General features: G+C 41.1%; 25 protein-coding genes and 1 pseudogene. 24 read left to right on the forward strand and 2 right to left on the reverse strand.

Annotation, left to right across the window (positions count from 1 at the left end; translation table 11 throughout):
• Nucleotide 1: 1 nt before the first annotated feature.
• The 7 genes from mreD (at nucleotide 2) to HMPREF0373_RS12800 (ending at nucleotide 7,273) form a co-directional block, all read left to right on the forward strand.
• Nucleotides 2-520 (forward strand): rod shape-determining protein MreD, encoded by a 519-nt coding sequence (gene mreD / locus HMPREF0373_RS12770; RefSeq protein WP_021740161.1) that lies wholly within the window; start codon nucleotides 2-4, stop codon nucleotides 518-520.
• On the forward strand, nucleotides 513-3,338 hold the full coding sequence (locus tag HMPREF0373_RS12775; RefSeq protein WP_044964405.1) for a penicillin-binding transpeptidase domain-containing protein: 2,826 nt from the start codon (nucleotides 513-515) through the stop codon (nucleotides 3,336-3,338). The genes mreD and HMPREF0373_RS12775 overlap by 8 nt, the downstream gene beginning before the upstream one ends.
• 59 nt (nucleotides 3,339-3,397) lie before the next feature.
• The gene (gene minD, locus HMPREF0373_RS12780; RefSeq protein WP_022036056.1) at nucleotides 3,398-4,201 is read left to right on the forward strand and encodes a septum site-determining protein MinD; all 804 of its coding nucleotides are present in this window, start codon (nucleotides 3,398-3,400) and stop codon (nucleotides 4,199-4,201) included.
• 17 nt (nucleotides 4,202-4,218) lie between these two features.
• Nucleotides 4,219-5,349: an FtsW/RodA/SpoVE family cell cycle protein gene (locus HMPREF0373_RS12785; protein ID WP_021740164.1), complete on the forward strand. Its 1,131-nt coding sequence runs from the start codon at nucleotides 4,219-4,221 to the stop codon at nucleotides 5,347-5,349.
• Nucleotides 5,349-5,744 (forward strand): methylglyoxal synthase, encoded by a 396-nt coding sequence (locus tag HMPREF0373_RS12790; RefSeq protein WP_021740165.1) that lies wholly within the window; start codon nucleotides 5,349-5,351, stop codon nucleotides 5,742-5,744. The genes HMPREF0373_RS12785 and HMPREF0373_RS12790 overlap by 1 nt, the downstream gene beginning before the upstream one ends.
• On the forward strand, nucleotides 5,728-6,720 hold the full coding sequence (locus tag HMPREF0373_RS12795) for a D-alanyl-D-alanine carboxypeptidase family protein (RefSeq protein ID WP_021740166.1): 993 nt from the start codon (nucleotides 5,728-5,730) through the stop codon (nucleotides 6,718-6,720). The genes HMPREF0373_RS12790 and HMPREF0373_RS12795 overlap by 17 nt, the downstream gene beginning before the upstream one ends.
• A gap of 133 nt (nucleotides 6,721-6,853) precedes the next feature.
• Entirely contained in the window at nucleotides 6,854-7,273 is a 420-nt protein-coding gene (locus HMPREF0373_RS12800; protein ID WP_021740167.1) for a hypothetical protein, read from the forward strand.
• An 81-nt stretch (nucleotides 7,274-7,354) separates the two neighbouring features.
• Here HMPREF0373_RS12800 and HMPREF0373_RS12805 read toward each other — a convergent pair whose 3' ends face one another.
• Nucleotides 7,355-7,567 carry a DUF378 domain-containing protein gene (locus HMPREF0373_RS12805; protein ID WP_021740168.1) on the reverse strand — a complete coding sequence of 71 codons (213 nt, stop codon included), beginning with the start codon at nucleotides 7,565-7,567 and terminating at the stop codon, nucleotides 7,355-7,357.
• A 153-nt stretch (nucleotides 7,568-7,720) separates the two neighbouring features.
• Here HMPREF0373_RS12805 and HMPREF0373_RS12810 point away from each other — a divergent pair, with 153 nt between their 5' ends.
• The 6 genes from HMPREF0373_RS12810 (at nucleotide 7,721) to HMPREF0373_RS12835 (ending at nucleotide 12,854) form a co-directional block, all read left to right on the forward strand.
• Nucleotides 7,721-9,145: an HlyD family efflux transporter periplasmic adaptor subunit gene (locus HMPREF0373_RS12810; RefSeq protein ID WP_021740170.1), complete on the forward strand. Its 1,425-nt coding sequence runs from the start codon at nucleotides 7,721-7,723 to the stop codon at nucleotides 9,143-9,145.
• 18 nt (nucleotides 9,146-9,163) lie between these two features.
• A complete protein-coding gene (locus tag HMPREF0373_RS12815; RefSeq protein WP_021740171.1) occupies nucleotides 9,164-9,856 on the forward strand; it encodes a YggS family pyridoxal phosphate-dependent enzyme in 693 nt (230 codons plus the stop codon).
• A gap of 33 nt (nucleotides 9,857-9,889) precedes the next feature.
• A complete protein-coding gene (locus HMPREF0373_RS12820; RefSeq protein WP_021740172.1) occupies nucleotides 9,890-10,435 on the forward strand; it encodes a cell division protein SepF in 546 nt (181 codons plus the stop codon).
• An 84-nt stretch (nucleotides 10,436-10,519) separates the two neighbouring features.
• Nucleotides 10,520-11,050 carry a signal peptidase II gene (gene lspA / locus HMPREF0373_RS12825; protein WP_021740173.1) on the forward strand — a complete coding sequence of 177 codons (531 nt, stop codon included), beginning with the start codon at nucleotides 10,520-10,522 and terminating at the stop codon, nucleotides 11,048-11,050.
• Between the two features lie 3 nt (nucleotides 11,051-11,053).
• Entirely contained in the window at nucleotides 11,054-11,995 is a 942-nt protein-coding gene (locus tag HMPREF0373_RS12830; RefSeq protein ID WP_021740174.1) for an RluA family pseudouridine synthase, read from the forward strand.
• A 208-nt stretch (nucleotides 11,996-12,203) separates the two neighbouring features.
• Nucleotides 12,204-12,854 (forward strand): cytidylate kinase-like family protein, encoded by a 651-nt coding sequence (locus HMPREF0373_RS12835; RefSeq protein ID WP_021740175.1) that lies wholly within the window; start codon nucleotides 12,204-12,206, stop codon nucleotides 12,852-12,854.
• A 63-nt stretch (nucleotides 12,855-12,917) separates the two neighbouring features.
• Here the strand turns inward: HMPREF0373_RS12835 and HMPREF0373_RS12840 are convergent, their stop codons facing one another.
• Nucleotides 12,918-13,760, reverse strand: coding sequence for an AraC family transcriptional regulator (locus tag HMPREF0373_RS12840; RefSeq protein ID WP_022035718.1), 843 nt, complete (start codon nucleotides 13,758-13,760; stop codon nucleotides 12,918-12,920).
• Nucleotides 13,761-14,005: 245 nt separating this feature from the next.
• On the opposite strand from HMPREF0373_RS12840, the gene HMPREF0373_RS12845 reads away from it, so the two are divergent.
• The 11 genes and pseudogenes from HMPREF0373_RS12845 to HMPREF0373_RS12895 form a co-directional block, all read left to right on the forward strand.
• Entirely contained in the window at nucleotides 14,006-15,316 is a 1,311-nt protein-coding gene (locus HMPREF0373_RS12845) for an ABC transporter substrate-binding protein (protein WP_021740177.1), read from the forward strand.
• A gap of 8 nt (nucleotides 15,317-15,324) precedes the next feature.
• Nucleotides 15,325-16,188: a carbohydrate ABC transporter permease gene (locus HMPREF0373_RS12850; protein WP_341348899.1), complete on the forward strand. Its 864-nt coding sequence runs from the start codon at nucleotides 15,325-15,327 to the stop codon at nucleotides 16,186-16,188.
• The gene (locus HMPREF0373_RS12855) at nucleotides 16,188-17,024 is read left to right on the forward strand and encodes a carbohydrate ABC transporter permease (protein WP_021740179.1); all 837 of its coding nucleotides are present in this window, start codon (nucleotides 16,188-16,190) and stop codon (nucleotides 17,022-17,024) included. Before HMPREF0373_RS12850 ends, HMPREF0373_RS12855 begins: the two co-directional genes overlap by 1 nt.
• A 97-nt stretch (nucleotides 17,025-17,121) precedes the next feature.
• Nucleotides 17,122-19,920 (forward strand): alpha-galactosidase, encoded by a 2,799-nt coding sequence (locus HMPREF0373_RS12860; RefSeq protein ID WP_021740180.1) that lies wholly within the window; start codon nucleotides 17,122-17,124, stop codon nucleotides 19,918-19,920.
• Complete coding sequence (gtfA, locus tag HMPREF0373_RS12865; RefSeq protein WP_044964409.1) at nucleotides 19,910-21,379, forward strand: sucrose phosphorylase; 1,470 nt, start codon at nucleotides 19,910-19,912, stop codon at nucleotides 21,377-21,379. The genes HMPREF0373_RS12860 and gtfA overlap by 11 nt, the downstream gene beginning before the upstream one ends.
• A 26-nt stretch (nucleotides 21,380-21,405) precedes the next feature.
• Complete coding sequence (locus tag HMPREF0373_RS12870) at nucleotides 21,406-21,759, forward strand: hypothetical protein (protein ID WP_021740182.1); 354 nt, start codon at nucleotides 21,406-21,408, stop codon at nucleotides 21,757-21,759.
• A 306-nt stretch (nucleotides 21,760-22,065) separates the two neighbouring features.
• Nucleotides 22,066-22,440 (forward strand): GntR family transcriptional regulator, encoded by a 375-nt coding sequence (locus HMPREF0373_RS12875; protein WP_044964412.1) that lies wholly within the window; start codon nucleotides 22,066-22,068, stop codon nucleotides 22,438-22,440.
• Between the two features lie 18 nt (nucleotides 22,441-22,458).
• A complete protein-coding gene (locus tag HMPREF0373_RS12880; protein ID WP_021740184.1) occupies nucleotides 22,459-23,310 on the forward strand; it encodes an ABC transporter ATP-binding protein in 852 nt (283 codons plus the stop codon).
• Nucleotides 23,307-23,960 (forward strand): ABC-2 transporter permease, encoded by a 654-nt coding sequence (locus HMPREF0373_RS12885; RefSeq protein WP_021740185.1) that lies wholly within the window; start codon nucleotides 23,307-23,309, stop codon nucleotides 23,958-23,960. The genes HMPREF0373_RS12880 and HMPREF0373_RS12885 overlap by 4 nt, the downstream gene beginning before the upstream one ends.
• Before the next feature lie 277 nt (nucleotides 23,961-24,237).
• Complete coding sequence (gene pckA, locus HMPREF0373_RS12890; RefSeq protein WP_021740186.1) at nucleotides 24,238-25,842, forward strand: phosphoenolpyruvate carboxykinase (ATP); 1,605 nt, start codon at nucleotides 24,238-24,240, stop codon at nucleotides 25,840-25,842.
• Between the two features lie 351 nt (nucleotides 25,843-26,193).
• Nucleotides 26,194-26,436: pseudogene (locus HMPREF0373_RS12895) on the forward strand (ParB/RepB/Spo0J family partition protein); the annotation flags it as partial.

A 26,436-nucleotide genomic window follows, 5' to 3' on the forward strand; every position in this document is an offset into this window, starting at 1 on the left:
TATGAGGAGAAAAATTGTTCTGGCAATTACGATCATTGTCTGCTTCCTTTTGCAATGTACGGTATTTAAAGCATTGGCCATCGCTTCAATTTCGCCCAATCTTCTGATCGTTGTAGTGGCCTCATTTGGTTTTATGCGCGGAAAGAAAGAAGGGCTGTTTGTGGGATTTTTCGCCGGTCTTCTTCTGGATGTGATGTTTGGAAGTGTCATAGGCTTTTATGCACTGATCTATATGTATATTGGATACATGAACGGTTTTTTTAAACGGATTTTTTTCCCTGATGAGGTAAAATTGCCGCTGGCGCTGATTGCTGTCAGTGATTTTTTCTGTAATTTACTGATTTATTTCTCCCTGTTCTGGTTCCGGGGCAGATTTTCCTTTGGTTATTATCTGTTTCATACGATATTGCCGGAACTGGTATATACAATGATCGTGTCCGTTTTATTATATTTCATTTTACTGAAAGTCAATGAAAAACTAGAGGCGATTGAACGAAGGAGTGCAGCAAAATTTGGTTGATAAATTAAAAGAATGGATTGTAAAAATTGTTACATCGCGGTTATTTGTGGTTTGGGTTGTCATACTTTGCCTTTTCACATTTGTTCTGCAGCATCTGTTTACCCTGCAGATCATCAAGGGATCTGACTATCTGGATAACTATATGATGAAAATTGAAAAAACCATTGATATCGAAGGTACGCGTGGAAATATTTATGACAGGAATGGCGTACTTCTTGCACATAATGAGCTTTCCTATACAGTGACACTGGAAGACAACGGAACCTATGCCAATAATAAGGAGCGTGCAAAACTTCTGAATGCAGAAATCAGCACCCTTATAGATATGATCGAAAAAAATGGGGACAGTATCGTGAATGATCTGGATTTGTATATGGATCCGGACGGAGAACTGTCATTTTTATCTGAGGGAACAGAACTGGCCGGATTTCGCAGGGATATTTACGGCAGAAAGAAAGTGGCTGATCTGAAATATAATGCAAAACTGGGGTATGACGAATCTGCAGCGACACCGGAACAGATGTATGAGTATCTGCTTAATAAATTTGCGATAGATACTGAGACCTATGATCGATATCGTGCTTATCAGATTGTGGTGATCCGTTATGCTCTTTATCTAAGTTCTTATCAGAAATATATTGCCATCGGTATCGCAGAGGATGTGTCAGATCAGACAGTTGCCATGATCCGGGAACATGCATCAGAGCTTCAGGGTGTGGAAGTCAGAGAGGATACAAAGCGTGTGTATGATTATCCGGAATATTTTTCCCATATTCTTGGTTATACCGGAAAAATCTCTGATTCGGAATATGATTCCCTGCATGAACAGGATAAGTCCTACAACCGTAGTGATGTGGTTGGTAAAGCAGGGATTGAACAGGTGATGGAACTTCAGCTTCAGGGAAAAAAAGGATCTGAGACAGTATATGTAAATAATGTCGGTAAGGTACTGGATGAGAAAGATTATCAGGAGCCTTCTGCCGGAAATGATGTGTATCTGTCTCTGGATGCGACGCTTCAAATGGCGATATACGATCTGCTGGAACAGGAACTGGCAGGGATTCTGAATTCTAAGATCATAAATGCAAAGACAAGTGAGAGTTCAGAACTGTATATTCCAATTTATAAAGTTTACAATGCATTGATTGAAAACAGTGTCATAAGTACATCCGCTATGGCAAATGCGCCAGATGGTACAGAACAGGCAACTGTCTATCGGACATTTTCAGACAGAAAAGAAGCCGTGCTGTCAGAAATCAGTGGTATTTTGCAGTCAGATACCGCATATAATGATCTTTCGGAAGAAATGCAGGAAATGGTTACTTATGTGGTGAAAATGCTGCAGGACAAGTCGGTGTTTGTCACATCGTCCATTGACACGTCAGATACGATATATCAAAACTGGAAAGATGGCAAGATTTCTGTGCAGGAATATTTGCGGCATGCCATTGATGCTTCCTGGATCAATATTACAGCATTTGATCTGAACGAGAAGTATGCAGATACAAGTGAAGTTTATGCGCAGCTGATGTCCTATGTGACAGAACAGCTGAAAAACAACACTGCTTTCGACAAGATCGTTTATAAATATCTCATTTATAATGATAAGATAACTGGAAGTCAGTTGTGTCTGATCTTATATGAACAGGGAGTTCTGGCAGCGGATGATAGTGCTGCAGCAAGTCTGAAAAATGGCTCAACCAGTGCATTTACTTTCTTGAAAAATAAGATTCAGAATATGGAGATCACGCCTGCACAGCTTGCACTGGATCCATGTACCGGGTCCTGCATCATTATGAATCCAAACACCGGAGAACTGCTGGCAAGTGTCAGCTATCCGGGGTATGACAGCAACCGGCTGGCAAACAATATGGATTCTGCTTATTATAATTCCTTGCTGCAGGATGGTTCTCTGCCATTGTATAATAATGCAACACAGCAGACGACAGCACCGGGTTCTACTTTTAAAATGGTAACAGCATCGGCTGGTCTGTCAGAAGGCGCCATTGATCCGGAAACGGTGATCACAGACACGGGTATTTTTGAACGTCTGGGATTAAAATTGAAATGCTGGGTATATCCGAGAAACCATGGCAGCATTACTGTGTCACAGGCAATCCGCGATTCATGTAACTATTTCTTCGCTGAGACAGCGTATCGTCTAAGTTTGTCCGGTGATACGTATCAGGAAGAAAAAGGTCTGAATGCAATTGCAAAATATGCCACAGAGTTTGGACTTGCAGACAAAACAAATATTGAGATTCCGGAAGGAACACCGAAAATTGCGGATGAATTTCCAATTGATGCATCCATCGGTCAGAGTAATCACAGTTATACTACTGCACAGCTGGCGCGTTATGTATCTGCCATTGCAAACAACGGAACCGTCTATGATCTGACGTTGCTGAATAAAGTGACAGATTCTAATGGCAATATCGTACAGTCCTATGAACCGCAGGTTCACAATCAGATTACAGATCTGTCACCATCTACCTGGCAGAATCTTCACAGTGGTATGGAAATGGCAATAGGAGAACATGATCAATTTAACGATCTGCAGGTATCTCTGGCTGGTAAGACAGGTACGGCGCAGGAAAATGAAAAACGTCCGAACCATGCGTTGTTTGTTGGCTATGCACCGACAGATTCTCCGCAGATTGCGATTGCAACACGAATTGCATACGGATATGGATCAAGCAATGCCTGTGTATTTGTAGACCAGGTGTTGAAATACTACTTTAAGCAGAATACAGAAGAAGAACTGCTGAACGGTCAGGCAACAAATGTCGGCAGTTCATCCAATAGCTTTGGTGATTAGCAAAGCAGAATACATTACAAAAGATAGCAGATGAAAAAATGACAGGAGGTATCTTTTGTATGTGTGAGATTATTGTTGTGACATCCGGAAAAGGCGGCGTCGGCAAGACAACGACTACAGCCAATCTTGGCGTAGGTCTAAGTCTGCTTGGGAAGAAAGTGTTAATGATTGATACAGACATCGGACTTCGAAATCTGGATGTAGTGATGGGACTGGAACACAGGATTTTTTATAATCTGGTGGATGTTGTGGAAGGAAACTGTCGGATCCGGCAGGCAATCATCCGTGACCGGCAGTTTACGGGCCTGTATCTGATCCCTGCCTCCCAGACCCGGGACAAGAGTGCTGTGAAACCAGCACAGATGTTGAAATTATTACAGGAATTGCGGGAGGATTATGATTATATTCTGTTGGACTGTCCGGCAGGGATTGAACAGGGATTCCAGACGGCGGTTGCCGGAGCTGATCGGGCATTGGTAGTAACGACACCTGAAATTTCGGCCATCCGGGATGCAGACCGGGTCATCGGGCTTCTGGTTTCTGCAGAGATTCCGGATATCAACCTGATTGTAAATCGAATTCGGCCGGATATGATCCGTCAGGGACAGATGCTGAATCTGAAAGATATATCAGACATTTTATGCGTGGATATCATCGGTGCTGTATGTGATGATGAACAGGTAGTGATTTCCACAAATAACGGAAATCCACTGGCCGGCACAGCGACTGTGGCAGGACAGGCATACGCGAGAATCTGCCGCAGGCTGCTGGGAGAAGAAATTATGTTGCCCAGATTTGAACATCGGCACAGACATCAGCGAAAACAGCGAAATGGCTGGAAGAAAAAATACATAACAGGATAAAAAATCGGAGGATTTTTATGTTTAAGCAATACAAATTAAAAAACTACAGATTTCGGCTGATTGCATATGTAGTGATACTGTGCATTATCGGCGTTATGGTAGTCGGAAGTGCAAAACCTTCCGTTCAAAATAAACAGATTGTCGGTCTGATCGGCGGACTTATCGCGATGGTGATCATATCGCTGATTGATTATAATACAATATTAAAATTTCGCAGACCGATTTATTTGCTGGCTGTTGTATTGCTTGCCGTGATATTTATTCCGGGAGTTGGAGACAATACCGGAGGCGCAACCCGTTGGATTCAGGTGACAAGCAGTTTTAAGTTTCAGCCTTCCGAATTTTGTAAGATTCTGCTGATTGTTTTTTTTGCAGGTTTTTTTATGAAATATCAGGATCAGCTGAATACATGGAAGACCCTCGCCTTCAGCCTGATTCTTGCAGGCATTCCGCTGTTACTGATTGTAAAGGAACCGGATCTGTCTACGACGATCGCAACGACAATGATTTTTATTACCCTCTTGTTTGTTGCAGGATTAAGTTATAAAATAGTAGCAGGCGTATTGGCACTGGGAGTTCCGACAAGTATCATCGGAATCATTCTGATCCTGAAACATGCATTACCGTTGAATGAATATCAGTACAAACGAATTTATTCCTGGCTGCAGCCATCCAAATATGCGGATGACGCATATCAGCAACAGAATTCGATCATGGCTATCGGATCCGGACAGTTGTGGGGAAAAGGGCTGAATAACAGTTCAATCGCTTCCATGAAAAACGGAAACTTCATTTCGGAACCTCAGACAGATTTTATTTTTGCTGTTGTTGGGGAAGAGCTGGGATTTATCGGATGCGTGATTGTAATTGTATTATTGCTTTTGATTGTTTTTGAGTGTATACTAATTGCAAAAAATGCTAAGGATCTGGGGGGCAGGCTGATTTGCTGCGGTATGGCGGCATTGATCGGATTTCAGAGTTTTATCAATATCTGTGTAACGACCGGTCTGATGCCAAACACAGGATTGCCTTTGCCATTTGTCAGCTACGGTCTGACATCGCTTATGAGTTTGTTTATTGGTCTGGGACTGGTACTTAATGTGGGTCTGCAGGCTAGAAAATATCACGGATTGGGGGACATAGAATAATGAACATCGGACTTATCGCACATGACTCAAAGAAAAAATTAATGCAGAACTTTTGTATTGCGTACAGAGGGATTCTCGGACGGAATTCGCTGTATGCCACCGGTACTACGGGACGGCTGGTAGAGGAAGCTACCAATCTGTCCGTGCATAAATATCTGACCGGACAGCTGGGAGGATCCCAGCAGCTTGGGGCTGACATTGAGAACAACTATATTGACCTGGTTATTTTTCTGCGTGATCCGCAGAATTTAAAATCACATGAACCGGATGTGGACAGTATTGTTCGTTTGTGTGATACACATAATATTCCGCTGGCGACCAATCTGGCTACGGCAGAATTATTAATTCATTCATTAGATAGAGGAGATCTTGACTGGCGTGAAATGTACAAATAAATATAAAATCCTGTTGCCGGTGCTCATACTGGCGTTATTATTGCTGACAGGCTGTACGCAGCGGTCAGATGTTGCGGAGGCATATCAGCTGTATGAGACCTCCGACAATTATGCACTGACGGAAAGCAGCGCGTCGGCAGCACCGGAACTTCTGGCTGAGAATCTGTGCGTCGGCGGTACGGAGAATTCTGCCACAGATGGCATTGATGCAGCATTCGCACAGAGTGCGGGTGTATTTTCTGTGGAAGATGAGGTAGTGACTTATGCACAGAATATTTATCAACGAATGTATCCGGCAAGCACTACAAAGATTCTGACCGCATACATTGCCTTGAAATACGGAAATCTGGATGATGTGATCACGGTTTCGAATGAGGCGATCACTTCACTGATGAGCGGTTCTTCCATCTGTGGTCTGAAACCCGGCGATAGCCTGACACTGGATCAGGCATTGTATGGACTGATGCTCTGCAGTGGAAATGATGCGGCAAATGCCATCGCAGAGCATATATCAGGCAGTGTAGAAAAATTTGCTGAACTTATGAATCAGGAAGCAGCTGCGCTGGGTGCATCCCAGTCTCATTTTGTAAATGCGCATGGACTTCCGGATGAAAACCACTATACGACGGCATATGATCTGTATCTGATCTTTAATGCAGCTGTTCAGAATGATCATTTTGTCAAATTGATTTCCACGAAAAAATATGATGCATCTTATATGGATGCATCCGGTGCACCGGTCAATGTGACCTGGTTTAATACCAATGGCTATCTGAAAGGTACTTTCAGCATGCCGGAAAATGTTACTGTGATCGGAGGCAAGACCGGAACTACGGAAGCAGCTGGAAGCTGTCTGGTTTTATACAGCAAAAACAGCAGCGGAAAGCCATATATTTCAGTGGTTCTCAAGGGCAATTCGAAAAGAGAACTTTATACGCTTATGACAGAACTGCTCATAAATTTTTCAAAGGAATGAGATGGAATTTTTAGAAATAACGGTTGTATTTTAATGGGGGATATACTATAATGAATTCATAAACAGCCGGTTCTTTTTCAGAATTATGAATCTGTACATAGAAAGAATCAGGCAGAGGTAGGAGGATAAAATTATGGTTGAAATTATTGCCGGTAAAAAGGGAAAAGGAAAAACAAAATATTTATTGGATAAGGTTAATACATCTGTAGAGAGCGCTTCCGGTAATATTGTATATCTGGATAAAAGTCAGAAACATATGCATGAGTTATCAAATAAGGTACGTTTGATTAATGTAGGAGACTATCCAATCAGCAACTGTGATGAATTCCTTGGATTTATTTGTGGTATTGTTTCACAGGATTATGATCTGCAGGAAATGTATCTTGACAGTTTCCTTACAATTGCAAACCTTGCAGATGATCAGTTGGTGCATGCAATTGAGAAGCTCGATATCATCAGTGAGAAATTCAATGTTAAATTTGTTTTAAGTGTTTCTAAAGATGAGGCAGATTTGCCTGAATGCGCAAAAGCCAGACTGATTGTTTCTTTATAGAAATAGCATCGAATATCAGGTGTCTTAATGGGGGAAAACATTAAGACACCTTTTTCATTTGAGTGGAAATTACGATAAACTTCATGCATCTTTCATGGAGCGGATACGGCCAAAGACACTGATCAGGTAGATACCGCTGATTCCTACCAGTGCATAGATTACACGGGAGAACCAACTCATAGTTCCAAATAGAAATGCAACGAGATCGAAGCGGAAAAATCCGATGAGTCCCCAGTTGATGGCTCCAATAATAACGAGTGCAAGAAGAATGTTATCCAGAATTTTTGTATTCATATGCTTCCTCCTTTTCAACAAATAGTATTACCATTTCAGGAAGTTTTTATTCACATTTGGAAATTTTCCCTATGGCGGGAAAATGAAATATGCTCCAGCCTTTTTCCGAGGCAGGTAGAAAATAAAAGATGAAACATAGAAAGGAAGACCGAAATGAAGAGCAAGAGGCGTAAACGAAAAATTGTACCATACCGCAGACGCTTTCATCTGAATATCGGCATTATCATATTTGCGTTTGTATTTATATATTTTGTTATTTATCTGATTTCATATCTGACCCAGAACAATATCGCTGTATATGAAGTACAGTATGGTCAGATTGCAAAAAATAAATCCTACACCGGGCTTGTCTTGCGCCCGGAACAGGTGTTTTATGCAAGTGATGCAGGTTCTGTCAATTATTATAAAAAAGAAGGAGATAAGGCAGGCTATAACGATCTGATCTGTTCCGTGGACAAGGCAGGTAATATTTCAGAAGAAATATCACAGGCAGGAATGGATACAGCGAATCTGTCAGACGAAGAACTGCTGAATATTCAGAATACCATTACGACCTATGTGTCCGGTTATTCCGGTTCACAGTTTTATAATGTATATTCATTCAAAGAGGGCGTGAATGCACAGATTCAGGAAAATCTTTATGTAAATGCACTGGATAGTCTGACAGACAAAACGACAGAGGCAGTGTCGCAAAATACATTTTCTTTTGTGCGGACGACGGTGGATGGTATTCTGGCTTTGTATACAGATGGATATGAGGATGTATCGGCAGATAATTTTAAGGCAGAGATGTATAATCCGGCATCTTATGTAAAAACGAATCTCAAGGGAAATGCACAGGTTACTTCGGGTCAGGCATTGTACAAAATTGCAACCAGTGAGGACTGGACACTGATGGTGCCAATTACGGAAAAAGAGGCAAAAGAGTATCAGAAAAAAATCAGTGAAGGTAGTGATTCCTTTGTGCTGCATGTAAAATTCCGCAAAGACAATACGGAGACAAATGCGACTACTTATGTCAGAAATATAGACGGAACGTATTTCCTGCAGTTGAATCTGAACAATTCGATGATTCGGTTCTTATCAGATCGTTATATCGAAGTTGAATTGGGAGCAGATGAAAGCAAGGGTCTGAAATTGCCGAATACTGCGATTGCTGAAAAAGAATTCCTTGTTATCCCGAAAGAGTATGTCGGAAAAGGCGATAATTCTTTCAGCAGTGGTGTAATAAAAATCACTAAAGATAAACATGGAAAAGAAAAGGCAGAATTTATTGCAACCGATCTGTATTATGGTGATGAAGCAAATAACACTTATTATATATCGGAAGACTCCCTGTCAGTCGGAGATACCATACAGCTGCCAAATAGTACACAGCAGTATACCATTAAGGATAAAGACACAAGAAAAGGGGTCTATAATGTTGACAAAGGTTATGCGGTGTTCCGACTGATCGATGTGCTGGCAGAAAATGAAGAATATACCATTGTTAAAACCGGAACAAAATATGGTATTTCATTGTATGATCATATTGCGATGGATGGTTCCGGCGTAAATGAAGGCGAATTTTTAAATTAGAATCAGGAGGATAAAAAAGTGGTCACTGAGAGTTTAAAAGAAGTTGAAAAAAAAGTTGAAGAGGCATGTAAGCGTGCAGGCAGGGAGCGGTCTGAAGTTACATTGATCGCAGTCAGCAAGACAAAACCGGTGGAGATGCTGCAGGAAGTATATGATACCGGTGTACGTGATTTTGGTGAGAATAAAGTACAGGAAATGATGGACAAATATGAAGTGATGCCAAAGGACATTCACTGGCATATGTTGGGGCACCTGCAACGAAATAAAGTAAAATATCTGATGGGAAAAGTTGCACTTATTCATTCTGTGGATTCCCTGCGCCTGGCACAGGAAATCAGTGCACAGTCCGTAAAACATGAGGTTACGACAGACATTCTCATTGAGGTAAACATTGCTGGAGAGGCTTCTAAATTCGGAACTACGCGAGAAGAAGCCATTGCACTGGTAGAGGCGGCTGCTAAACTTCCGAATATTCATATCTGCGGTCTGATGACTATTGCACCCTATGTGGAAAATCCGGAAGATAACCGTAAATATTTTCAGCAAATCCGTCAATTATCTGTTGACATCAAACGGAAAAACATTGATAATGTAGATATGCATGTTCTGTCTATGGGAATGAGCGGTGACTACGAAGTTGCAATTGAAGAGGGTGCTACCATGGTCAGAATCGGAACAGGTATTTTTGGTGCCCGAAATTATAATATTTAAACTATATGAATTGAGAATGGAGATTTTATCACAATGGCTATGATGGATAAATTTTTGAATATGATGCGTCTGAATTCTGAGGAAGAGGACGATTTCTACGATGATGATTATTATGATGAAGAGGATGATTATTACGAAGAGCCAAAACGGAAATCCTTTCGTCGGGAAAAAGAAAAAGAGGAAGATACAACAGCCAGATTTGCAACAACGAAGGAGTCAAAATCTGCTGTAAAGTCTAATTCAAAAGTAACACCGATGCGTCAGGTGAAAAAAAATCAGGGAGGAAATGCTGCTATGGAAGTATGTGTGATCAAACCTACATCTGTGGAAGATGCCCGTGAAATTACAGAGACACTGTTAAATAATCGCACTGTCGTGCTGAATCTTGAAGGACTGGATCTTGAAATCGGTCAGAGAATCATTGATTTCACTTCCGGTTCCTGTTTTGCAATAGATGGAAATCTTCAGAAAATTTCAAATTTTATTTTTATTGTAACACCTGCTGCTGTAGATATTTCCGGCGATTTCCAGAGTATTATGGATGCATTTGATGTGTCCTCTTTACAGAATGATATCTAAAAAAGCAGACAGTTTAGAGAATCTCAGGAGACCAGTTTCTGAAAAGAGACTGGTTTTTCTTTGAATAACAGGAAGGGGAATGTTATGTCCAACAAAAAATCTGACATGGGAAAGTCAAAAAGTGTCCTTATGGGAGTGATAGGTTTTATCATTCTTGTACTTGCTGATCAGTGGACAAAAAAAATGGCGGTGCTGCGTCTGAAGGATCAGGATCCGATCGTACTGATAAAAAATGTATTTGAACTTTATTATCTGGAAAACCGTGGTGCAGCCTTTGGCATTTTTCAGGGAAAGCGTGTGATATTTCTTATTATTACAATCATCATATTGCTGTTTCTGGCCTATTGTTTCTGGCGCATTCCATATACACGGAAGTATGCCACACTGCGTGGCGTTCTTGTATTGCTTGCGGCCGGAGCCGTAGGAAATTTTATTGACCGTATGTATAATGGATATGTGGTAGATTTCTTTTATTTTAAAGTAATTAATTTTCCAATCTTTAATGTGGCAGACATCTATGTCACCTGTTCTGCAATATTTCTGGCTGTTCTGCTGATCTTCTGTTATAAGGAAGAAGATCTCAATCAGTTGCTGAAGAGTTTGAAAGGGAAGTAATTTATGGAAAATAATGTACATACGCAGGAATTTGTAGTGGAAGCAGAGCAGGCGGGAGAACGTCTGGATCGCTATCTGACTCTGATCTATGCGAATCAGTCCAGAAGCTTCTTTCAAAAGCTGATCAAAGGTGGGAATGTCAATGTCAACGGAAAAGCAGTTACAAAAGCCGGATATGTCTTAGATATATCTGATGTAGTTACTGCTTCCATTCCGGAAGCGCAGTCTGTTGCAATCGAAGCGGAAGATATCCCGCTGAATATTCTGTATGAAGATGCAGATGTGCTGATTGTTGACAAGCCAAAAGGAATGGTGGTGCATCCATCAGCAGGACATTACAGTGGAACGCTGGTAAATGCCATTATGTACCACTGTGCAGACAGTCTGTCCGGAATCAATGGGGAAATCCGGCCGGGAATTGTGCACCGCATCGACATGGATACCACAGGTGCGTTGATCGTGTGCAAAAATGATACCGCTCACACGGATATCGCTGAGCAGATTAAAGAGCACACAGTGACCCGCCGATATCGCGGCATTGTCTGTGGTGTTGTAAAAGAAGATGAAGGTATCATTGAGGGTGCCATCGGTCGGCATCCGACACAGCGTAAGAAGATGGCAATCAATGAGAAAAATGGAAAACCGGCCATTACACATTATAAGGTACTTCAAAGATTTGCAAAATACACTTATATGGAGTTTCAGCTGGAGACCGGACGGACTCATCAGATCCGTGTGCATATGGCAAGTATCGGGCATCCGCTTCTGGGTGATGAATTGTATGGAAATCCGAAAAACCTGGCAATGAAAGGGTTGCAGGGACAGACTTTGCATGCCATGATCATTGGATTTGTACATCCGTCTACGCATGAATATATGGAATTTGAAGCTCCACTGCCGGAATATTTTCAAAATTTATTGCTGAAGCTTTCCAAACAGTCCTAGCTTCGCTTGTGATATGGTCATCCGTAGTGTGACAGAAATGTTGAGGAAATTTCGGACTTTCCTCGTTTTTATCACAACAGGGATCAGATTGTGCGTGTAAATTCCGGGTGATAAAGTAGAATTTTCAGACAAAAATCGGATTATCGTTGAGATTTATATAAAAATGTAGTATACTATATGTAGTAAGTGAAGGAAAGGGGGATTTCCTATGAGAAATCTTGTAGTTGCAATCGGACGCGAATTTGGAAGCGGGGGAAAAGAAATCGGTCAGAAACTGGCTGATCGATTAAATATAAAATGTTATGATAGTGAGTTACTTTCAATTGCAGCAAAAAATAGTGGATTCTGTGAAGAAATCTTACAGAAAAATGATGAGAAACCGACAAACAGCTTTTTATATTCTCTGGTAATGGATACATATTCCATGAGTGGTTATACATCTGCTCCATTTGTAGATATGCCATTGAATCACAAAGTATTCCTGGCTCAGTTTGAAGCAATTAAGAAGCTTGCATCGGAAGAGCCCTGTGTTATTGTTGGAAGATGTGCAGATTATGCATTAGCAGGAGATCCGGATTGTGTCAGCGTATTTATCCATGCAGATATGGATTTCCGTCTGAAGAGGATCAAAGCAGATTCTGATAAAGAGTTTAAGGATGACAACAAGGTCATTGACTTTATCAACAAGACTGATAAGAAGCGTGCAAATTATTATAATTATTACTCCAGCAAGAAGTGGGGAGATGCACGCAGCTATGATTTTTGTTTAGACAGTTCTGTTCTTGGCATTGATAAGACGGTAGATATGATCATCGAGTATCTGAAAATCCGTTATCCGGAAGACAAAAACATTAAGTAAGTATCGTATATAAAAACAAAAAATGCCTTCAGACATCATTCCTTGGATGTCTGAAGGTACTTTTTATTTGTGCTGATTTCTCCATTCTCTGGGAGAAACACCGTAGATATTTTTGAAGGCACGGGAAAAATGCAGCTGATTTTCATATCCAATGGCAGAACCGATATCCGCAATCGATAGTGAGGTTAGTTTCAAAAGTTCAGCTGCTTTTACCATACGGTAATTCATGAGAAATTCCTGTGGAGACTGTCCGGTATTTTTTTTGAAAATTTTTCCCAGATAGCTGCGGTTAATTCCGCAGACGGATGCAACATCTTCAATCGTAATGTTGTTTTGAAAATTCTGCTCAATATAATTGATCGCTTCTTTGATATAATAATCACTCATTTTATTATTGGATAGCAACTGTGTGGAATGTGCTGACTGAATCAAATAGTCCAGAAACAAGTACAGATGCCCAATGAGATGAAACGGCGATTCTTTTGGATGATGACTGATATACATCAGTTCATCTGCCAGCTTATCCCGCAGTTCTTTATTATGGGGATGATAGACGGGTTTGTTTTTGGAAAAATCCGTCATGCTCAATGCTTCTGTGATCCGTAAACCGTCAAATTCAACCCACAGGTATTCCCATGGTACATTCGAATCTGCAATGTAGGTTGTAACCTGGCCCGGAAAAATCATAAATCCCTGACCACTGCGAATCTGATAGTTCTGTGTAATGCCTTTTGTATCATCCGCCAGCAGAGTTCCTGTTCCTGAGAGGATATAATGAAACAGATAGTGATTGCGTGCCGCTGGTCCAAAAGAATGTCCCGGATTACATTTTTCATAACCATACTGATACAGGCACAGGTCAATAAAGTTTTCATTTGGAAAAATATGAAATAAAAGATCAGCCATGAAAGGCTCCTTTCTATGAGTGTTATCGTACATATATTCAAGAATGCCCTCAGCATTCTTGTTGCTCATTACCTATCGAGGTGTGAGTCATTTCACATCTGATATACCATTATGCGACATACATATTGATTATAGCACAATAAAACGCATAATGATATAAAAAATGGAAAATACAGCTATTTTAGGTCGCATTTTGATATGTTACAATCATTTTAACAGAAATAAATACGAAAGGAAGCAGAAATATGGTGAAAAAGAAACTGGTTTATGGACTGGCGGCGCTTCTTCTGACAGGATGCGGTCTGACTGGATTGATGGGATGCGGAAACAAAGCGACAGCGGAAGGCAGGACAGAGATTGAAATTGTCTCTTACAAAAAAGAAGCAGTAGATACGTTTAATAAAATTGCAGCGAGATTTAATGAAACACATGACGATATTCATCTTACCATTGATTCTCCAAACGAAGCAATGACGATTTTGAAAACCCGTTTTATACGGGAAGATTATCCGGATATAATCGTTATTGGTGGTGATATGGATTACTCCAATTTCCTGGATGCAGGTCTTTTTGCAGATATTTCAGATCTGGATGTTCTCAGTGAAACAAAATCAGCTTATCTGGACATGGATAAACAGTTGGAATTTATCCCACAAGATGGAACGTATGGATTGCCATATGCAGCAAACGCAGCAGGTATCCTTTATAACAAAGACATGTTTGAGCAGCATGGATGGGAAACGCCTGAAACCTGGAATGAATTTACAGCACTGTGTGAACAGATTCAGAGCGAGGGTGTACAGCCGTTATATTTTGGATTTAAAGACACATGGACCTGTCTTGCACCATGGAATGCTCTGGCTGTTAGTCTGGCGGACCCGCAGCTTTGCAGTCAGGTAAATAATGGAACAACAACTTTTACAAAGGCCTATGATGAAACAGCTGAAAAGATGAAAGCATTACTTGCTTATGGGGAGCCAAACCCGACGGCTTATAGCTATAACGATGCATGTACTGCTTTTGCACGTGGTCAGTCTGCTATGTATACCATTGGAAGTTATGCGATTTCGCAGATTAAATCTGTCAATCCTGATATGAACATTGGTACATTTACATTCCCGGCAAATGAGAAAGAAGCGGATAATGTATTAAATTCCGGCATTGATGTACAATTTTGCGTTATGAAATCCTGTGAAAATAAGGAAGCTGCTTATGAGGTACTGCGCTTTCTGTATAGGGATGATACCATTCGCACCTATTTGAGCGAGCAGGGCGGCATTGCATGTAAACAGGGTGATTTTCCACTTTCTTCTGAATTGGAAGGGGTGAGTCCTTATGTTGCATCCAACCGCATGGCTGACTTTCAGGATCACCACTATCCAAGCGAGATGAGTGTGGATGCCATGATTCAGACATATTTGTTAGATGACAGTTCAGACGCAAAGGAAACTTTTCTGAACAAATTTGACAAAGACTGGAAACGATATAATCGGGATCTGATCTGGAAAATACAGCAATATAATGAAAAAGATGGAACATCGGAGGATACGAAATGAAATCAAAAATGACAAATCGGAATAAAACATTCTGGATCATCGCAATTCTGGTGATTGCATTGTTTTTTACATTCAATACCCTTCCGATGATCAAAGGTGTGATTTACAGTTTTACCAATTATAAAGGCTATGGTTCTTATGACGTGGTTGGATGGCGCAACTATGTGGATCTGTTTACCGATGCGAGAGTCGGAAAAAGTTACCTGTTTACTTTTAAATATGCTGTCGCCGGAACAATTCTCGTTAATGTATTAAGTTTGCTTCTGGCACTTGGATTAAACAGCAATATCAAAGGTAAGAGCGCGCTGCGAGGTATTTATTTTGTACCAAATATTCTGGGTGGACTGGTGATTGGCTATATTTTTAGCTTTATATTTACGTATATTCTTCCTGTTATCGGAAACGTCTGCCATATTTCTATTCTGGAAAACAGTATTCTTGCCAGTGAAAAATATGCCTGGATTGCGGTACTGATCGTTGGTGTATGGCAGGCAGTGGCTATGAATACAATCATTTATATTTCTGGATTACAGACTGTTCCGGAGGATGTCTACGAGGCCAGTATGCTGGATGGTGCAAACAAATGGACGGAATTCTGGAAAATAACATTTCCACTGATCATGCCGTTTGTATCCATCAATCTGGTGCTCAGCACAAAGAACTTCCTGATGGTATTTGATCAGATTGTATCCTTGACCCAGGGTGGTCCTGCACAGAGTACGGAATCAATTTCTTATCTGATCTACAAAAACGGTATGTCCGGCGGGCAGTTCGGATTTCAGAGCGCAAATGCAGTATTGTTTTTCATTGTGATCGTGGCAATCTCTGTTTTTCAGCTGCGTTTTACCAATAAAAAGGAGGAACAGTTGTAATGGAAAAAGGGCGTAAAACAAATAAAATTTTAACAATACTTCTGATCATCGGAACTGTAACAGTATTTTTTCCGTTATATATGGCAGTGATTATTGCCTTCAAAAACCCAAATGAGATGACAAATGATGTGGCAGGTGCACTTTCTCTGCCGAAAAGCTGGAGTTTTTCCAACTTTGCAGAAGCAATGCAAGTGACAGATTTCTGGCATTCTCTTGGCAACAGTTTACTTATCACACTTGTGACAATTGTGCTCGCAATTCTGATCCATTCCATTGCCGGATATGTAATCGGACGTGGTATGCGTAAAATCAAAGGATTTAAATTTATTTATTTTTATATTGTCAGTGGTATGTTTGTACCATTTTCCATCCTGATGATGCCATTGGTAAAACAAACAGCTCAGATGGGGATTGGAAACCGTTTTGGTGTCATTGTTCTGTATCTGGTATTTTATATGCCAATGAATGTGCTTTTATACAGTGGATATCTGAAAAACATCCCGGAGGCAATGGAAGAAGCGGCAAATATTGATGGAGCCAGTACATGGACAACATATTGGCGGGTTATTTTCCCGATGATGAAACCAATGCATGCCACAGTTGCAATTCTGACAGCTCTCGGTACCTGGAATGATGTAATGACACCACTGGTCATTATGTCCGGAACCGGTCAGAATACGCTTCCGCTGGCACAGTTAAATTTCCAAAGTCAGTTTGGAACGAATTACAATTTGGCATTTGCTTCTTATATTCTTGCATTGATTCCGATTTTGATTTTCTATGTCATTTGTCAGAAGCAAATATTAAATGGTGTGGCAAATGGTGCCGTAAAATAGTATAATAAAAACAACTAGTATTCAGATGCAATGAATCGTATTTTCTTAGTAAATGAGTGACAGATGGAAAAATATGAAAAATGAGGAGGAACTGTGAATGGCAATTACTTTTGATGCAAATCGAAAAATATTTACAATTCATACAAAACAAACAACTTATCAGATGCAGGCAGATGCGAATGGTTACCTGCTTCACTTATACTATGGAGCACGGACAAAAGGAAGTATGAATTATCTGTTATGTTATGCGGATCACGGTTTTTCCGGGAATCCATATGTGGCAGGAATGGATCGTACCTATTCCCTGGATGCATTACCGCAGGAATATCCATCACTTGGAACAGGTGATTATCGTGGTGTCTCATTGAATATCGCAGCAGCTGATGGAACAGAGTGCTGTGATCCGACGTTTGATCATTATAAAATCACAAAAGGAAAATATCATCTGCAGGGACTTCCGGCTGTCTGGGCAGCAGATGATGAGGCAGAAACGCTGGAGATTGTGTTAAAAGATGCATTGATGCAGGTTGAGGTGCATCTGCTTTACGGTGTACTGGAAGATGCAGATATTATTACCAGAAGTGTAATGATCAAAAATGCAGGTACAGAAACAATCACGGTGAAAAAAGCATTGTCAGCATGCCTTGATTTTGTACAAGGAGACTACGATGCTATTAGTTTTTACGGTAGACATGCTATGGAACGTAATCCGGAACGTGTTCGGGTGGGACACGGAACATATCGGATCGGCAGCCGCAGAGGCACCTCCAGCCATCAGTACAATCCAGGTGTGATTTTGGCAGATCATACCGCAACAGAAGATGCAGGCAATTGTTATGGAATGCTTTTCATGTACAGCGGGAATTTCGTGTGCGAGGCAGAGCGTGATCAGTTTAATCAGACTCGCTTTCAGATGGGATTAGGTGACGAGCTATTTGCTTATCCGGTGGAACCAGGCGCAGTTTTTACGGCACCGGAAGTGATCATGACATATTCTGATCAGGGATTTTCAAAGCTGTCCCGCCAGTATCATAACTGCATTTTAAATCATGTTTGCAAGGGAAAACAGGTACATAGCAACCGGCCGATCCTGATCAACAGCTGGGAAGCAGCATACTTTGATTTTAATGGTGACACGATCGTGGATCTGGCCAAACAGGCAGCAGAGCTTGGCATTGATATGGTTGTTATGGACGATGGGTGGTTCGGAAAACGAAATGATGATAATTCCTCTTTGGGTGACTGGTTTGTCAATGACGATAAATTAGGGGGAACATTAGGAGATCTGATTGAACGTGTGAATGCCCAGGGAGTAAAATTTGGTATCTGGATCGAGCCTGAGATGGTCAATGAAGACAGTGATCTGTATCGGGAGCATCCGGACTGGGCACTGACAATTCCGGGGCGTGCTCCAATCCGTTCCAGAAATCAGTTACTCCTTGATTTTTCCAGAAAAGAAGTTCGGGAAGAAATTTTAAAACGTATCTGTGTGATTCTGGATCAGGGAAATATCGAATATATTAAGTGGGATATGAATCGCAGTATGTCCGATGTATATGCAGGAAATGTACCTTATGATTATGTTCTGGGCTTGTATGATTTTCTGGAAAAACTTACCAACCGTTATCCGGATATCCTGATTGAGGGCTGCAGTGGCGGCGGCGGACGTTTTGATGCAGGTATGATGTATTACACACCACAGATCTGGTGCAGTGATAATACGGATGCCATCAATCGAACCCGGATTCAGTACGGAACGTCCTTCTTCTATCCGACAGCAGTGGTCGGATCTCATGTGTCTGCGGTACCAAATCATCAGACCGGAAGAATCACAAGTCTGAATACCAGAGGGATAGTGGCTATGGCTGGTACCTTTGGATTTGAAATGAATCCTGCATTACTGAGCAGTGAAGAAAAAGAGGAAATACGTACAATGCTTGCAACCTATCGTAGACATCAGGAATTGATTCGTGAAGGAGATTATTACCGTCTCTCTGATCCGTTTCAAGAAGAAGTGGCTGCATGGATGAGTGTTGCAAAGGATCAGTCACAGGCATTAGTAAGTGTGGTACGTTTGTCGGCAGAGGGTAATCCCTTCGGAACCTATGTGAAGTTAAAAGGTCTGGATGCAGAGAGCTTCTATCTGGAAGAAACAACAGGCCATGTATATAGTGGTATGACATTGATGCAGGCAGGTCTCTTGCTTCCGATGGCAGCAGCAGAATATGAAGCATATCAGTTTTCTTTCAAAAAAATGAAGGAGGCAGCTGATTTATACGATGTTCTCAGGAATAAAATCAGTGCAGAACGAAATGTAATCAGTATTTTTGGTGGTTCCGGTTCCGGAAAAACGACCATGGCAGACATTTTACAGCAACATTTTCTGGAAGACGGTATCGGCTGTTTCGTCCTGCATGGAGATGATTATCCACACAGAATTCCGAAAATGAATGATGAAAAAAGGGAACAAATTTATCAGGAAAACGGAGAAAAAGGGCTGGATGCATACCTTGGAACTCCGCAGGAGATTGAGTACGACAGAATCAATCAGGTACTTGCGAAGTTTCATGCCGGTGCTTCTGTAATCGAACTGAAAAAAATGGGTCGGGAAGCGGATGAAATCTGGTATGAGCAGACCGATCTGACCGGTGTACAGGTATTGCTTCTGGAGTGGACACATGGTGGAAGTGAGTACCTGGAAGGAGTGGATGTTTCTGTTTATCTGGACAGCTCGCCGGAAGAGACACAAGCACGCAGGATTCGTCGTGGACGGGATGAAAATGCAGCCAGTGCGTTTATTCAGCTTGTTGTTTCCATAGAAGGAAAAAAATTGCAGGAGCAGGCGAAACAGGCAGATGTTAGCGTTGGAAAGGATGGTCATATATATGAATCTTAAACCGATGCTGAATGCTTATCCGGACAGTTTAGGCGGAACACTGGGAGATATTGTAACATTATTGAAAAAGGATGATATGAAAGGTGTTTTTGGATCTTTTTATATTTTACCGAGTTTGTATCATTCAGATCTGGATCGTGGATTTTCCGTCATTGATTATGATATCAATGAAGAATTGGCAGAGCGGGATGATCTTGAGGCATTAAAGGAAGTTGGTATAGATCTGAAACTGGATTTTATCCTGAATCATGCTTCTGCACAGTCTCCACAGTTCAAAGATCTGGTTGAAAAAGGAGATGCGTCGGAATATAAAAACTTTTTTATTGACTGGAATGCATTCTGGGAAGGATATGGCTCTATGACGGAGGAAGGGTATATTCAACCGGATGAAACGTATATCAAAGACATGTTTTTTCGAAAACCGGGGCTTCCGATTCTGATGGTACAGTTTCCGGATGGAACCAAACGACCATATTGGAATACATTTTACCAGGAAGAGCATTATCCACAGTATCTGGGACAGATGGATCTGGATATCCGGTCAGCGAAGGTATGGGATTTTTATCGGGAAACACTTGCAAAAATCGCTTCCTATGGCGCAAGTATTGTGCGGCTGGATGCTTTTGCCTATGCCCCAAAGGCTCCTGGACGGAAAAATTTTCTGAATGAACCGGAAACATGGGATTTGCTGGAACAGATCAGAATGTATGCAGAACCTTATGAGCTGACGCTGCTGCCGGAAATCCATGCCGCATATGAGGAGCATATTTATCAGACGGTAGCAGAAAAAGGTTATATGACCTATGATTTCTTTCTGCCCGGGCTTGTGATCGATGCCATTGAAAATAAACGTAGCAAGTATCTGGCAGCATGGGCGAAAGAATTGGTAGAGAAAAAAATCAATACCGTAAATATGCTTGGCTGTCATGATGGAATACCGATGCTGGATCTTAAGGGAATTCTTCCGGAAGAAGATATTCAGAAACTGATTGCACTGATTGTAGACCGTGGTGGCATGGTGAAAAATCTGCATGGGCAGAAAAATGTGTATTATCAGGTAAATGCCACATATTTCAGTGCACTTGGTGAATCTGAACAGAAACTTTTACTGGCAAGAGCAATTCAGATATTTATGCCGGGGAAACCACAGGTCTGGTATCTGGATCTGTTTGCCGGGAAAAATGATCATGAAGCTGTGAAAGAGGCCGGAGAAGGCGGACATAAGGAAATCAACCGTACGAATTTGACAGACATTCAGATCCGGCAGGGACTTCAGACCGATGTCGTGCAAAAACAGTTAGAACTGTTACGTTTTCGCAGCACCAGCAGGGCGTTTACGGAAGATGCGGATATTCAAATCCAGTCCGATGGTCGGAAATTGATGATCCGTTGGAGTAATTCAGCTGCAGCTGCTCAGCTGGATGTAGATTTTGAGACAGGAAGTTTTGTTATATCCTGATCTCAGATATTTTGAGAGGTATAAAAATGAGTAAATTACTGGAAAAATCAATGGATGAGCTATGTGCAAATACGGTAGATACAGTAGACCGCATTATGGGAAGATATAATGTAGGGCTGGAAGAAGCCTGCTCTGTTGCCGGAATCAGTGCGATCGATTACAGTGAGTGGAAAGAAAATGCACCGCAGATGACTTTCCAGGAGCAGGAGATAGATGAGCATGAACTGGAAATGAAAGAAAAAATGATGGAAAAAATTGTAATGCATAAGATTCCGGATTTGCTGAAGCTTGGAATTACATTGGAAAACGCATGTGAGTTTGCAAAAATCAGCATGGAAGAATACGAAGAATATAAAAACAAGCATGTGAACGAAGAATAAGTAATCCCCCGCTTCAAGTGTGTAGAGCACTAAGCGGTAGGTAAGGGGGATGCTTATGTCCGTTTTACTTAAGTGCAAATGGAAAACCACCTCATTGACAGAATTGTCGGTGAGGTGGTTTTTTAATACTTCCTTTTAATCTCTGATTGTTAAATTTGCGTACCGGCGTTTTGCATTTCGCATGCATTGCTATCAAAAAAAGTTTACGAAAGAGTATTCGAATGTTTACTCGCCAAACAGTATATAACAGTTGACAACAGGTACATACTGTTATATACTGTTTGTTGCAAGGGAGGTTCCATCAATATGCATATAATCTTAAATCATAGTTCTATGGTGCCAATTTACGAGCAGCTTATGGAACAGATAAAAACGGGAATTATTGAGTCGGCGCTGGCGGAGGGAGAGGCGCTTCCTTCTGTGAGAAAACTGGCAGGAGAGCTTCGTATCAGTGCTCTGACGGTAAAAAAAGCTTATGACAAGCTGGAGGAAGCTGGATTTGTGACAACCGTTCATGGAAAAGGAACGTTTGTTGCAGCTTCAGATAAACAGCTGGCATTGGAAGCACGCAGGAGAGCAGTAGAAGAAGAATTTGAAAAAGCAATCGATCAGGCAAAAAACGTTGGATTGAGCAACGATGAAATTTTGGAAATCGTAACTTTACTGCTGGACGAGGCATAGGGAGCAGGAGGATTTGTAATGATTAAAATGAAAAATGTCTGCAAGACATATGAAGGATTTCAGTTTGATCTGTCCATGGAGATCCCAAATGGACGGATCACAGGTCTGGTTGGAAAGAATGGAGCCGGAAAAAGTACAGCGATTAAATTGATACTTGGACTGACGGAGGCAGAAAGCGGAGAAATAACTATATTTGGAAAATGCGTGCATCAGTTAAGCATGTCAGAGAAAGCACAGATCGGAGCATCACTGGCAGAATCCGGTTTTAGCAGTTATTTAAATATTACGGATGTAAAAAAAATATTGGAAAAAATGTATCCGGATTTTAATAAAGGATATTTCGAAAAAATGTGCCGTGAATTGAATCTTCCGGAAAAAAAGCGAATCCGTGAATATTCTACTGGTATGAAAGCAAAATTGCGGGTGCTGACCGCACTCAGCCACCATGCTAAGCTCCTGGTCATGGATGAACCGACGGCAGGATTAGACGTGGAAGCCAGAAATCATATTCTGGATATGCTGCGGGCCTATATGGAAGAGGATGAAGAACGTTCCATTCTGATCACATCCCATATTGCGTCTGATCTGGAACAGCTGTGTGATGATATTTATCTGATCCACAATGGAACACTTATTTTGTATGAGGATACAGATGTGATTCTGGAGCAGTATGGTGTATTAAAAGTGAGTGAAGATCAATTTGCCGGCTTGGATCAGGACTATCTGTTAAAAAAACAGAAAACGTCCTACGGTTATGCCTGCTTCACAAACCACAAAGATTATTATCAGCAAAATTATCCGGGGATCATTGTAGAAAATGGCAATATCGATGAATTGATTTTAATGATGACAGGAGGTTATCAGGGATGAGAGGATTATTAGAAAAAGATATACGATTGTTGATACACAGCAAGCAGACATTTGTATGTTTTATTGCATTGGCAGTTGTACTTGGTGTTGCACAGAAAAGCACATTTATGCTTGGCTATCTGACGTTTTTTATATCAGCCATCCTGGTTTCGACACTTTCTTATGATGAGATGAATCATGGATTTGCTTTTTTGTTTACATTACCTATTAACCGAAAAATATATGTCAGGGAAAAATATGTATTTTGTATGGGTGGAGCAGTTATCGTCTGGTCTCTTACGATGATGCTTTATGTGATTATATTAAATGTGAGACATACACCGGCAGTGATTTCAGAAGAAGTGTTGAAAGGCCTTTCCTTTTTGCCGATTGTTATTTTCTTTCTATCGCTGCTGATTCCTATGCAGTTAAAGTTCGGAGTAGAAAAAAGCCGCCTTGTAATGATCGGTGTTTCTGTTTTGGTTGGAGTGATGATTTATTATTTGGCAGAAAAAAGTGGAATGCTGGATGGAAACAGCGCAGTCGTGTTGTCTGCTTTCGACTTGACCGGAGATCTGGCGGTAGATGTGATCGGATTGCTTATAGCCGCTGTTCTGGCTGTGGTGTCATACCTGTGCAGCTGCCGTATTATGAAAAAGAAAGAACTGTAATATTAACTGGCATTATTTGAATGCAGAATAAGCAAGGAGCGAAAGCGGATTGCGATTGTCCGTTTTACAGCGATTTCATGTTAAGGTAAGAAATATTTTGACTGAAATTGCTTGACTTTTAGTCGGATTTTTTTGTATTGTATAGAGTGTATTAATTCGAATACAAAAATGATGCAGAAGATTGATAAATTATTGACAAATTATGTCTTTAATGATAGTATAGGTTCGAATTAAGTACACTATTAGATTACAGTAATGAAAGAACGAGGTAGGTAAAATGGCAGAAATCAATTTAAGCAAGTACGGCATTACCGGCACAACAGAAATTGTTCACAATCCTTCTTATGATTTGTTATTTGAGGAAGAGACAAAATCGGAACTGGAAGGTTATGAAAAAGGCCAGGTCAGTGAACTCGGAGCCGTTAATGTTATGACAGGTATTTATACAGGCCGTTCTCCGAAAGACAAATATATTGTAGAAGATGAGAATTCCAAGGATACTGTATGGTGGACTTCTGATGAATATAAAAATGATAATCATCCGGCTACACAGGAAGCTTGGGATGCTGTAAAAGAACTCGCAATCAATGAGCTTTCCAATAAAAAACTGTATGTTGTAGATGCATTCTGCGGAGCAAATAAAGACACACGTATGGCAATCCGCTTCATCGTTGAGGTTGCTTGGCAGGCACATTTTGTAACAAACATGTTCATCCAGCCGACAGCAGAAGAACTTGAAAACTTTGAGCCGGATTTTGTTGTTTATAATGCATCCAAAGCAAAAGTTGAAAATTACAAAGAACTTGGACTGAACTCTGAGACAGCAGTTATGTTCAATATCACAAGTCGTGAGCAGGTTATTGTAAATACATGGTATGGCGGAGAAATGAAAAAAGGTATGTTCTCCATGATGAACTATTATCTTCCGTTAAAGGGCATTGCTTCCATGCACTGTTCTGCAAACACAGATATGAACGGTGAGAATACAGCAATTTTCTTCGGACTTTCCGGAACAGGTAAAACCACACTTTCCACAGATCCGAAACGTCTTCTGATCGGTGATGATGAGCACGGCTGGGATGATAACGGTGTATTCAACTTTGAAGGTGGATGCTATGCAAAAGTTATCAACCTGGATAAAGAGTCTGAGCCGGATATCTATAATGCGATCAGACGTGATGCTCTGCTTGAGAATGTTACTCTGGATGCAGAAGGCAAAATTGATTTTGCTGATAAGAGTGTAACAGAGAACACTCGTGTATCTTATCCGATCAATCATATTGAAAATATTGTGCGCCCGGTTTCTTCCGCACCGGCAGCTAAGAATGTAATCTTCCTGTCTGCAGATGCTTTTGGTGTACTTCCTCCAGTATCTGTTCTGACACCGGAGCAGACACAGTACTATTTCCTGTCTGGATTTACAGCAAAATTAGCTGGTACAGAGCGTGGAATCACAGAGCCGACACCTACCTTCTCTGCATGTTTCGGACAGGCATTCCTTGAACTTCATCCGACAAAATATGCGGAAGAACTCGTTAAGAGAATGGAGAAGAGTGGTGCAAAAGCATACCTCGTAAATACAGGATGGAATGGAAGCGGTAAACGTATCTCCATCAAAGATACTCGTGGAATTATTGATGCTATCTTAAATGGTGATATCAAAAATGCTCCGACAAAGACAATTCCATACTTCAACTTTGAAGTACCGACAGCACTTCCGGGAGTAGATTCTGCAATCCTTGATCCGCGTGATACATATGCAGATGCAGCAGAGTGGGAAGCAAAAGCAAAAGATCTGGCAGAGAGATTTGTTAAGAACTTTGCAAAATACGAAGGAAACGAAGCTGGTAAAGCACTTGTTTCTGCTGGTCCTCAGGCATAAAACTAACAGGTAAGTAAATATTTGATGAATTAAGGATGTATCACTTCCGTTATTGAGGCGGAAGTGATGCATCCTTTTTATTTAATGAAAATAGTATGTATACTTGTGCAAGTTGCACAAAGAACAGAATAACCATATGATTACTTCCTATTAGGAACACTGTAAATACAAGGCTTTTCGGAGCCTACAAACCAGAAAAAATAATATTTGATCTATCACATTACGCAAAAAGCCGTCCGGCATGAAAAACGGGCGGCTTTTTTGCGTGGATAGACGGAAAGGAGGCACAAAAATAACTACAAAATTTTAGTGTTCAAATTTGTGCAACTTTAACGAAAAGGAGGATCGTAAATGGCCGATGAAAAATTGAATACTGGCCCTGCGGAGAATATTTCCCCGGAGGCCGCCGAGCCTATCACCACACCCGAACAGGCCGCAGCGTCTGAGCCCCAGCAGGAACAGACCGGGCCTGCCATACCTGAGTCCGGCGATGTGGTTGTGTCCTTTGACAAAATCAATGAACTTATGGCGGAAAAGAGGCAGAATGCCCGCGCCGAAGTCGAAAAGGCGGAACCCCCCGAAACGCCAGAGGCG

Source organism: Eubacterium ramulus ATCC 29099 (assembly GCF_000469345.1).
Classification (GTDB): Bacteria; Bacillota; Clostridia; order Lachnospirales; family Lachnospiraceae; genus Eubacterium_I; species Eubacterium_I ramulus.

Bases quoted from the DNA above. Each gene is read 5' to 3' on its own strand.
- lspA (WP_021740173.1), top strand. From the start codon at position 10,520: ATGTCCAACAAAAAATCTGACATGGGAAAGTCAAAAAGTGTCCTTATG.
- HMPREF0373_RS12860 (WP_021740180.1), top strand. From the start codon at position 17,122: ATGGCAATTACTTTTGATGCAAATCGAAAAATATTTACAATTCATACA.
- HMPREF0373_RS12785 (WP_021740164.1), top strand. From the start codon at position 4,219: ATGTTTAAGCAATACAAATTAAAAAACTACAGATTTCGGCTGATTGCA.
- HMPREF0373_RS12800 (WP_021740167.1), top strand. From the start codon at position 6,854: ATGGTTGAAATTATTGCCGGTAAAAAGGGAAAAGGAAAAACAAAATAT.
- HMPREF0373_RS12810 (WP_021740170.1), top strand. From the start codon at position 7,721: ATGAAGAGCAAGAGGCGTAAACGAAAAATTGTACCATACCGCAGACGC.
- HMPREF0373_RS12850 (WP_341348899.1), top strand. From the start codon at position 15,325: ATGACAAATCGGAATAAAACATTCTGGATCATCGCAATTCTGGTGATT.
- mreD (WP_021740161.1), top strand. From the start codon at position 2: ATGAGGAGAAAAATTGTTCTGGCAATTACGATCATTGTCTGCTTCCTT.
- HMPREF0373_RS12885 (WP_021740185.1), top strand. From the start codon at position 23,307: ATGAGAGGATTATTAGAAAAAGATATACGATTGTTGATACACAGCAAG.
- HMPREF0373_RS12880 (WP_021740184.1), top strand. From the start codon at position 22,459: ATGATTAAAATGAAAAATGTCTGCAAGACATATGAAGGATTTCAGTTT.
- HMPREF0373_RS12845 (WP_021740177.1), top strand. From the start codon at position 14,006: ATGGTGAAAAAGAAACTGGTTTATGGACTGGCGGCGCTTCTTCTGACA.
- HMPREF0373_RS12840 (WP_022035718.1), bottom strand. From the start codon at position 13,760: ATGGCTGATCTTTTATTTCATATTTTTCCAAATGAAAACTTTATTGAC.
- HMPREF0373_RS12835 (WP_021740175.1), top strand. From the start codon at position 12,204: ATGAGAAATCTTGTAGTTGCAATCGGACGCGAATTTGGAAGCGGGGGA.
- HMPREF0373_RS12870 (WP_021740182.1), top strand. From the start codon at position 21,406: ATGAGTAAATTACTGGAAAAATCAATGGATGAGCTATGTGCAAATACG.
- HMPREF0373_RS12855 (WP_021740179.1), top strand. From the start codon at position 16,188: ATGGAAAAAGGGCGTAAAACAAATAAAATTTTAACAATACTTCTGATC.
- pckA (WP_021740186.1), top strand. From the start codon at position 24,238: ATGGCAGAAATCAATTTAAGCAAGTACGGCATTACCGGCACAACAGAA.
- minD (WP_022036056.1), top strand. From the start codon at position 3,398: ATGTGTGAGATTATTGTTGTGACATCCGGAAAAGGCGGCGTCGGCAAG.
- HMPREF0373_RS12830 (WP_021740174.1), top strand. From the start codon at position 11,054: ATGGAAAATAATGTACATACGCAGGAATTTGTAGTGGAAGCAGAGCAG.
- HMPREF0373_RS12820 (WP_021740172.1), top strand. From the start codon at position 9,890: ATGGCTATGATGGATAAATTTTTGAATATGATGCGTCTGAATTCTGAG.
- HMPREF0373_RS12805 (WP_021740168.1), bottom strand. From the start codon at position 7,567: ATGAATACAAAAATTCTGGATAACATTCTTCTTGCACTCGTTATTATT.
- HMPREF0373_RS12875 (WP_044964412.1), top strand. From the start codon at position 22,066: ATGCATATAATCTTAAATCATAGTTCTATGGTGCCAATTTACGAGCAG.
- HMPREF0373_RS12790 (WP_021740165.1), top strand. From the start codon at position 5,349: ATGAACATCGGACTTATCGCACATGACTCAAAGAAAAAATTAATGCAG.
- gtfA (WP_044964409.1), top strand. From the start codon at position 19,910: ATGAATCTTAAACCGATGCTGAATGCTTATCCGGACAGTTTAGGCGGA.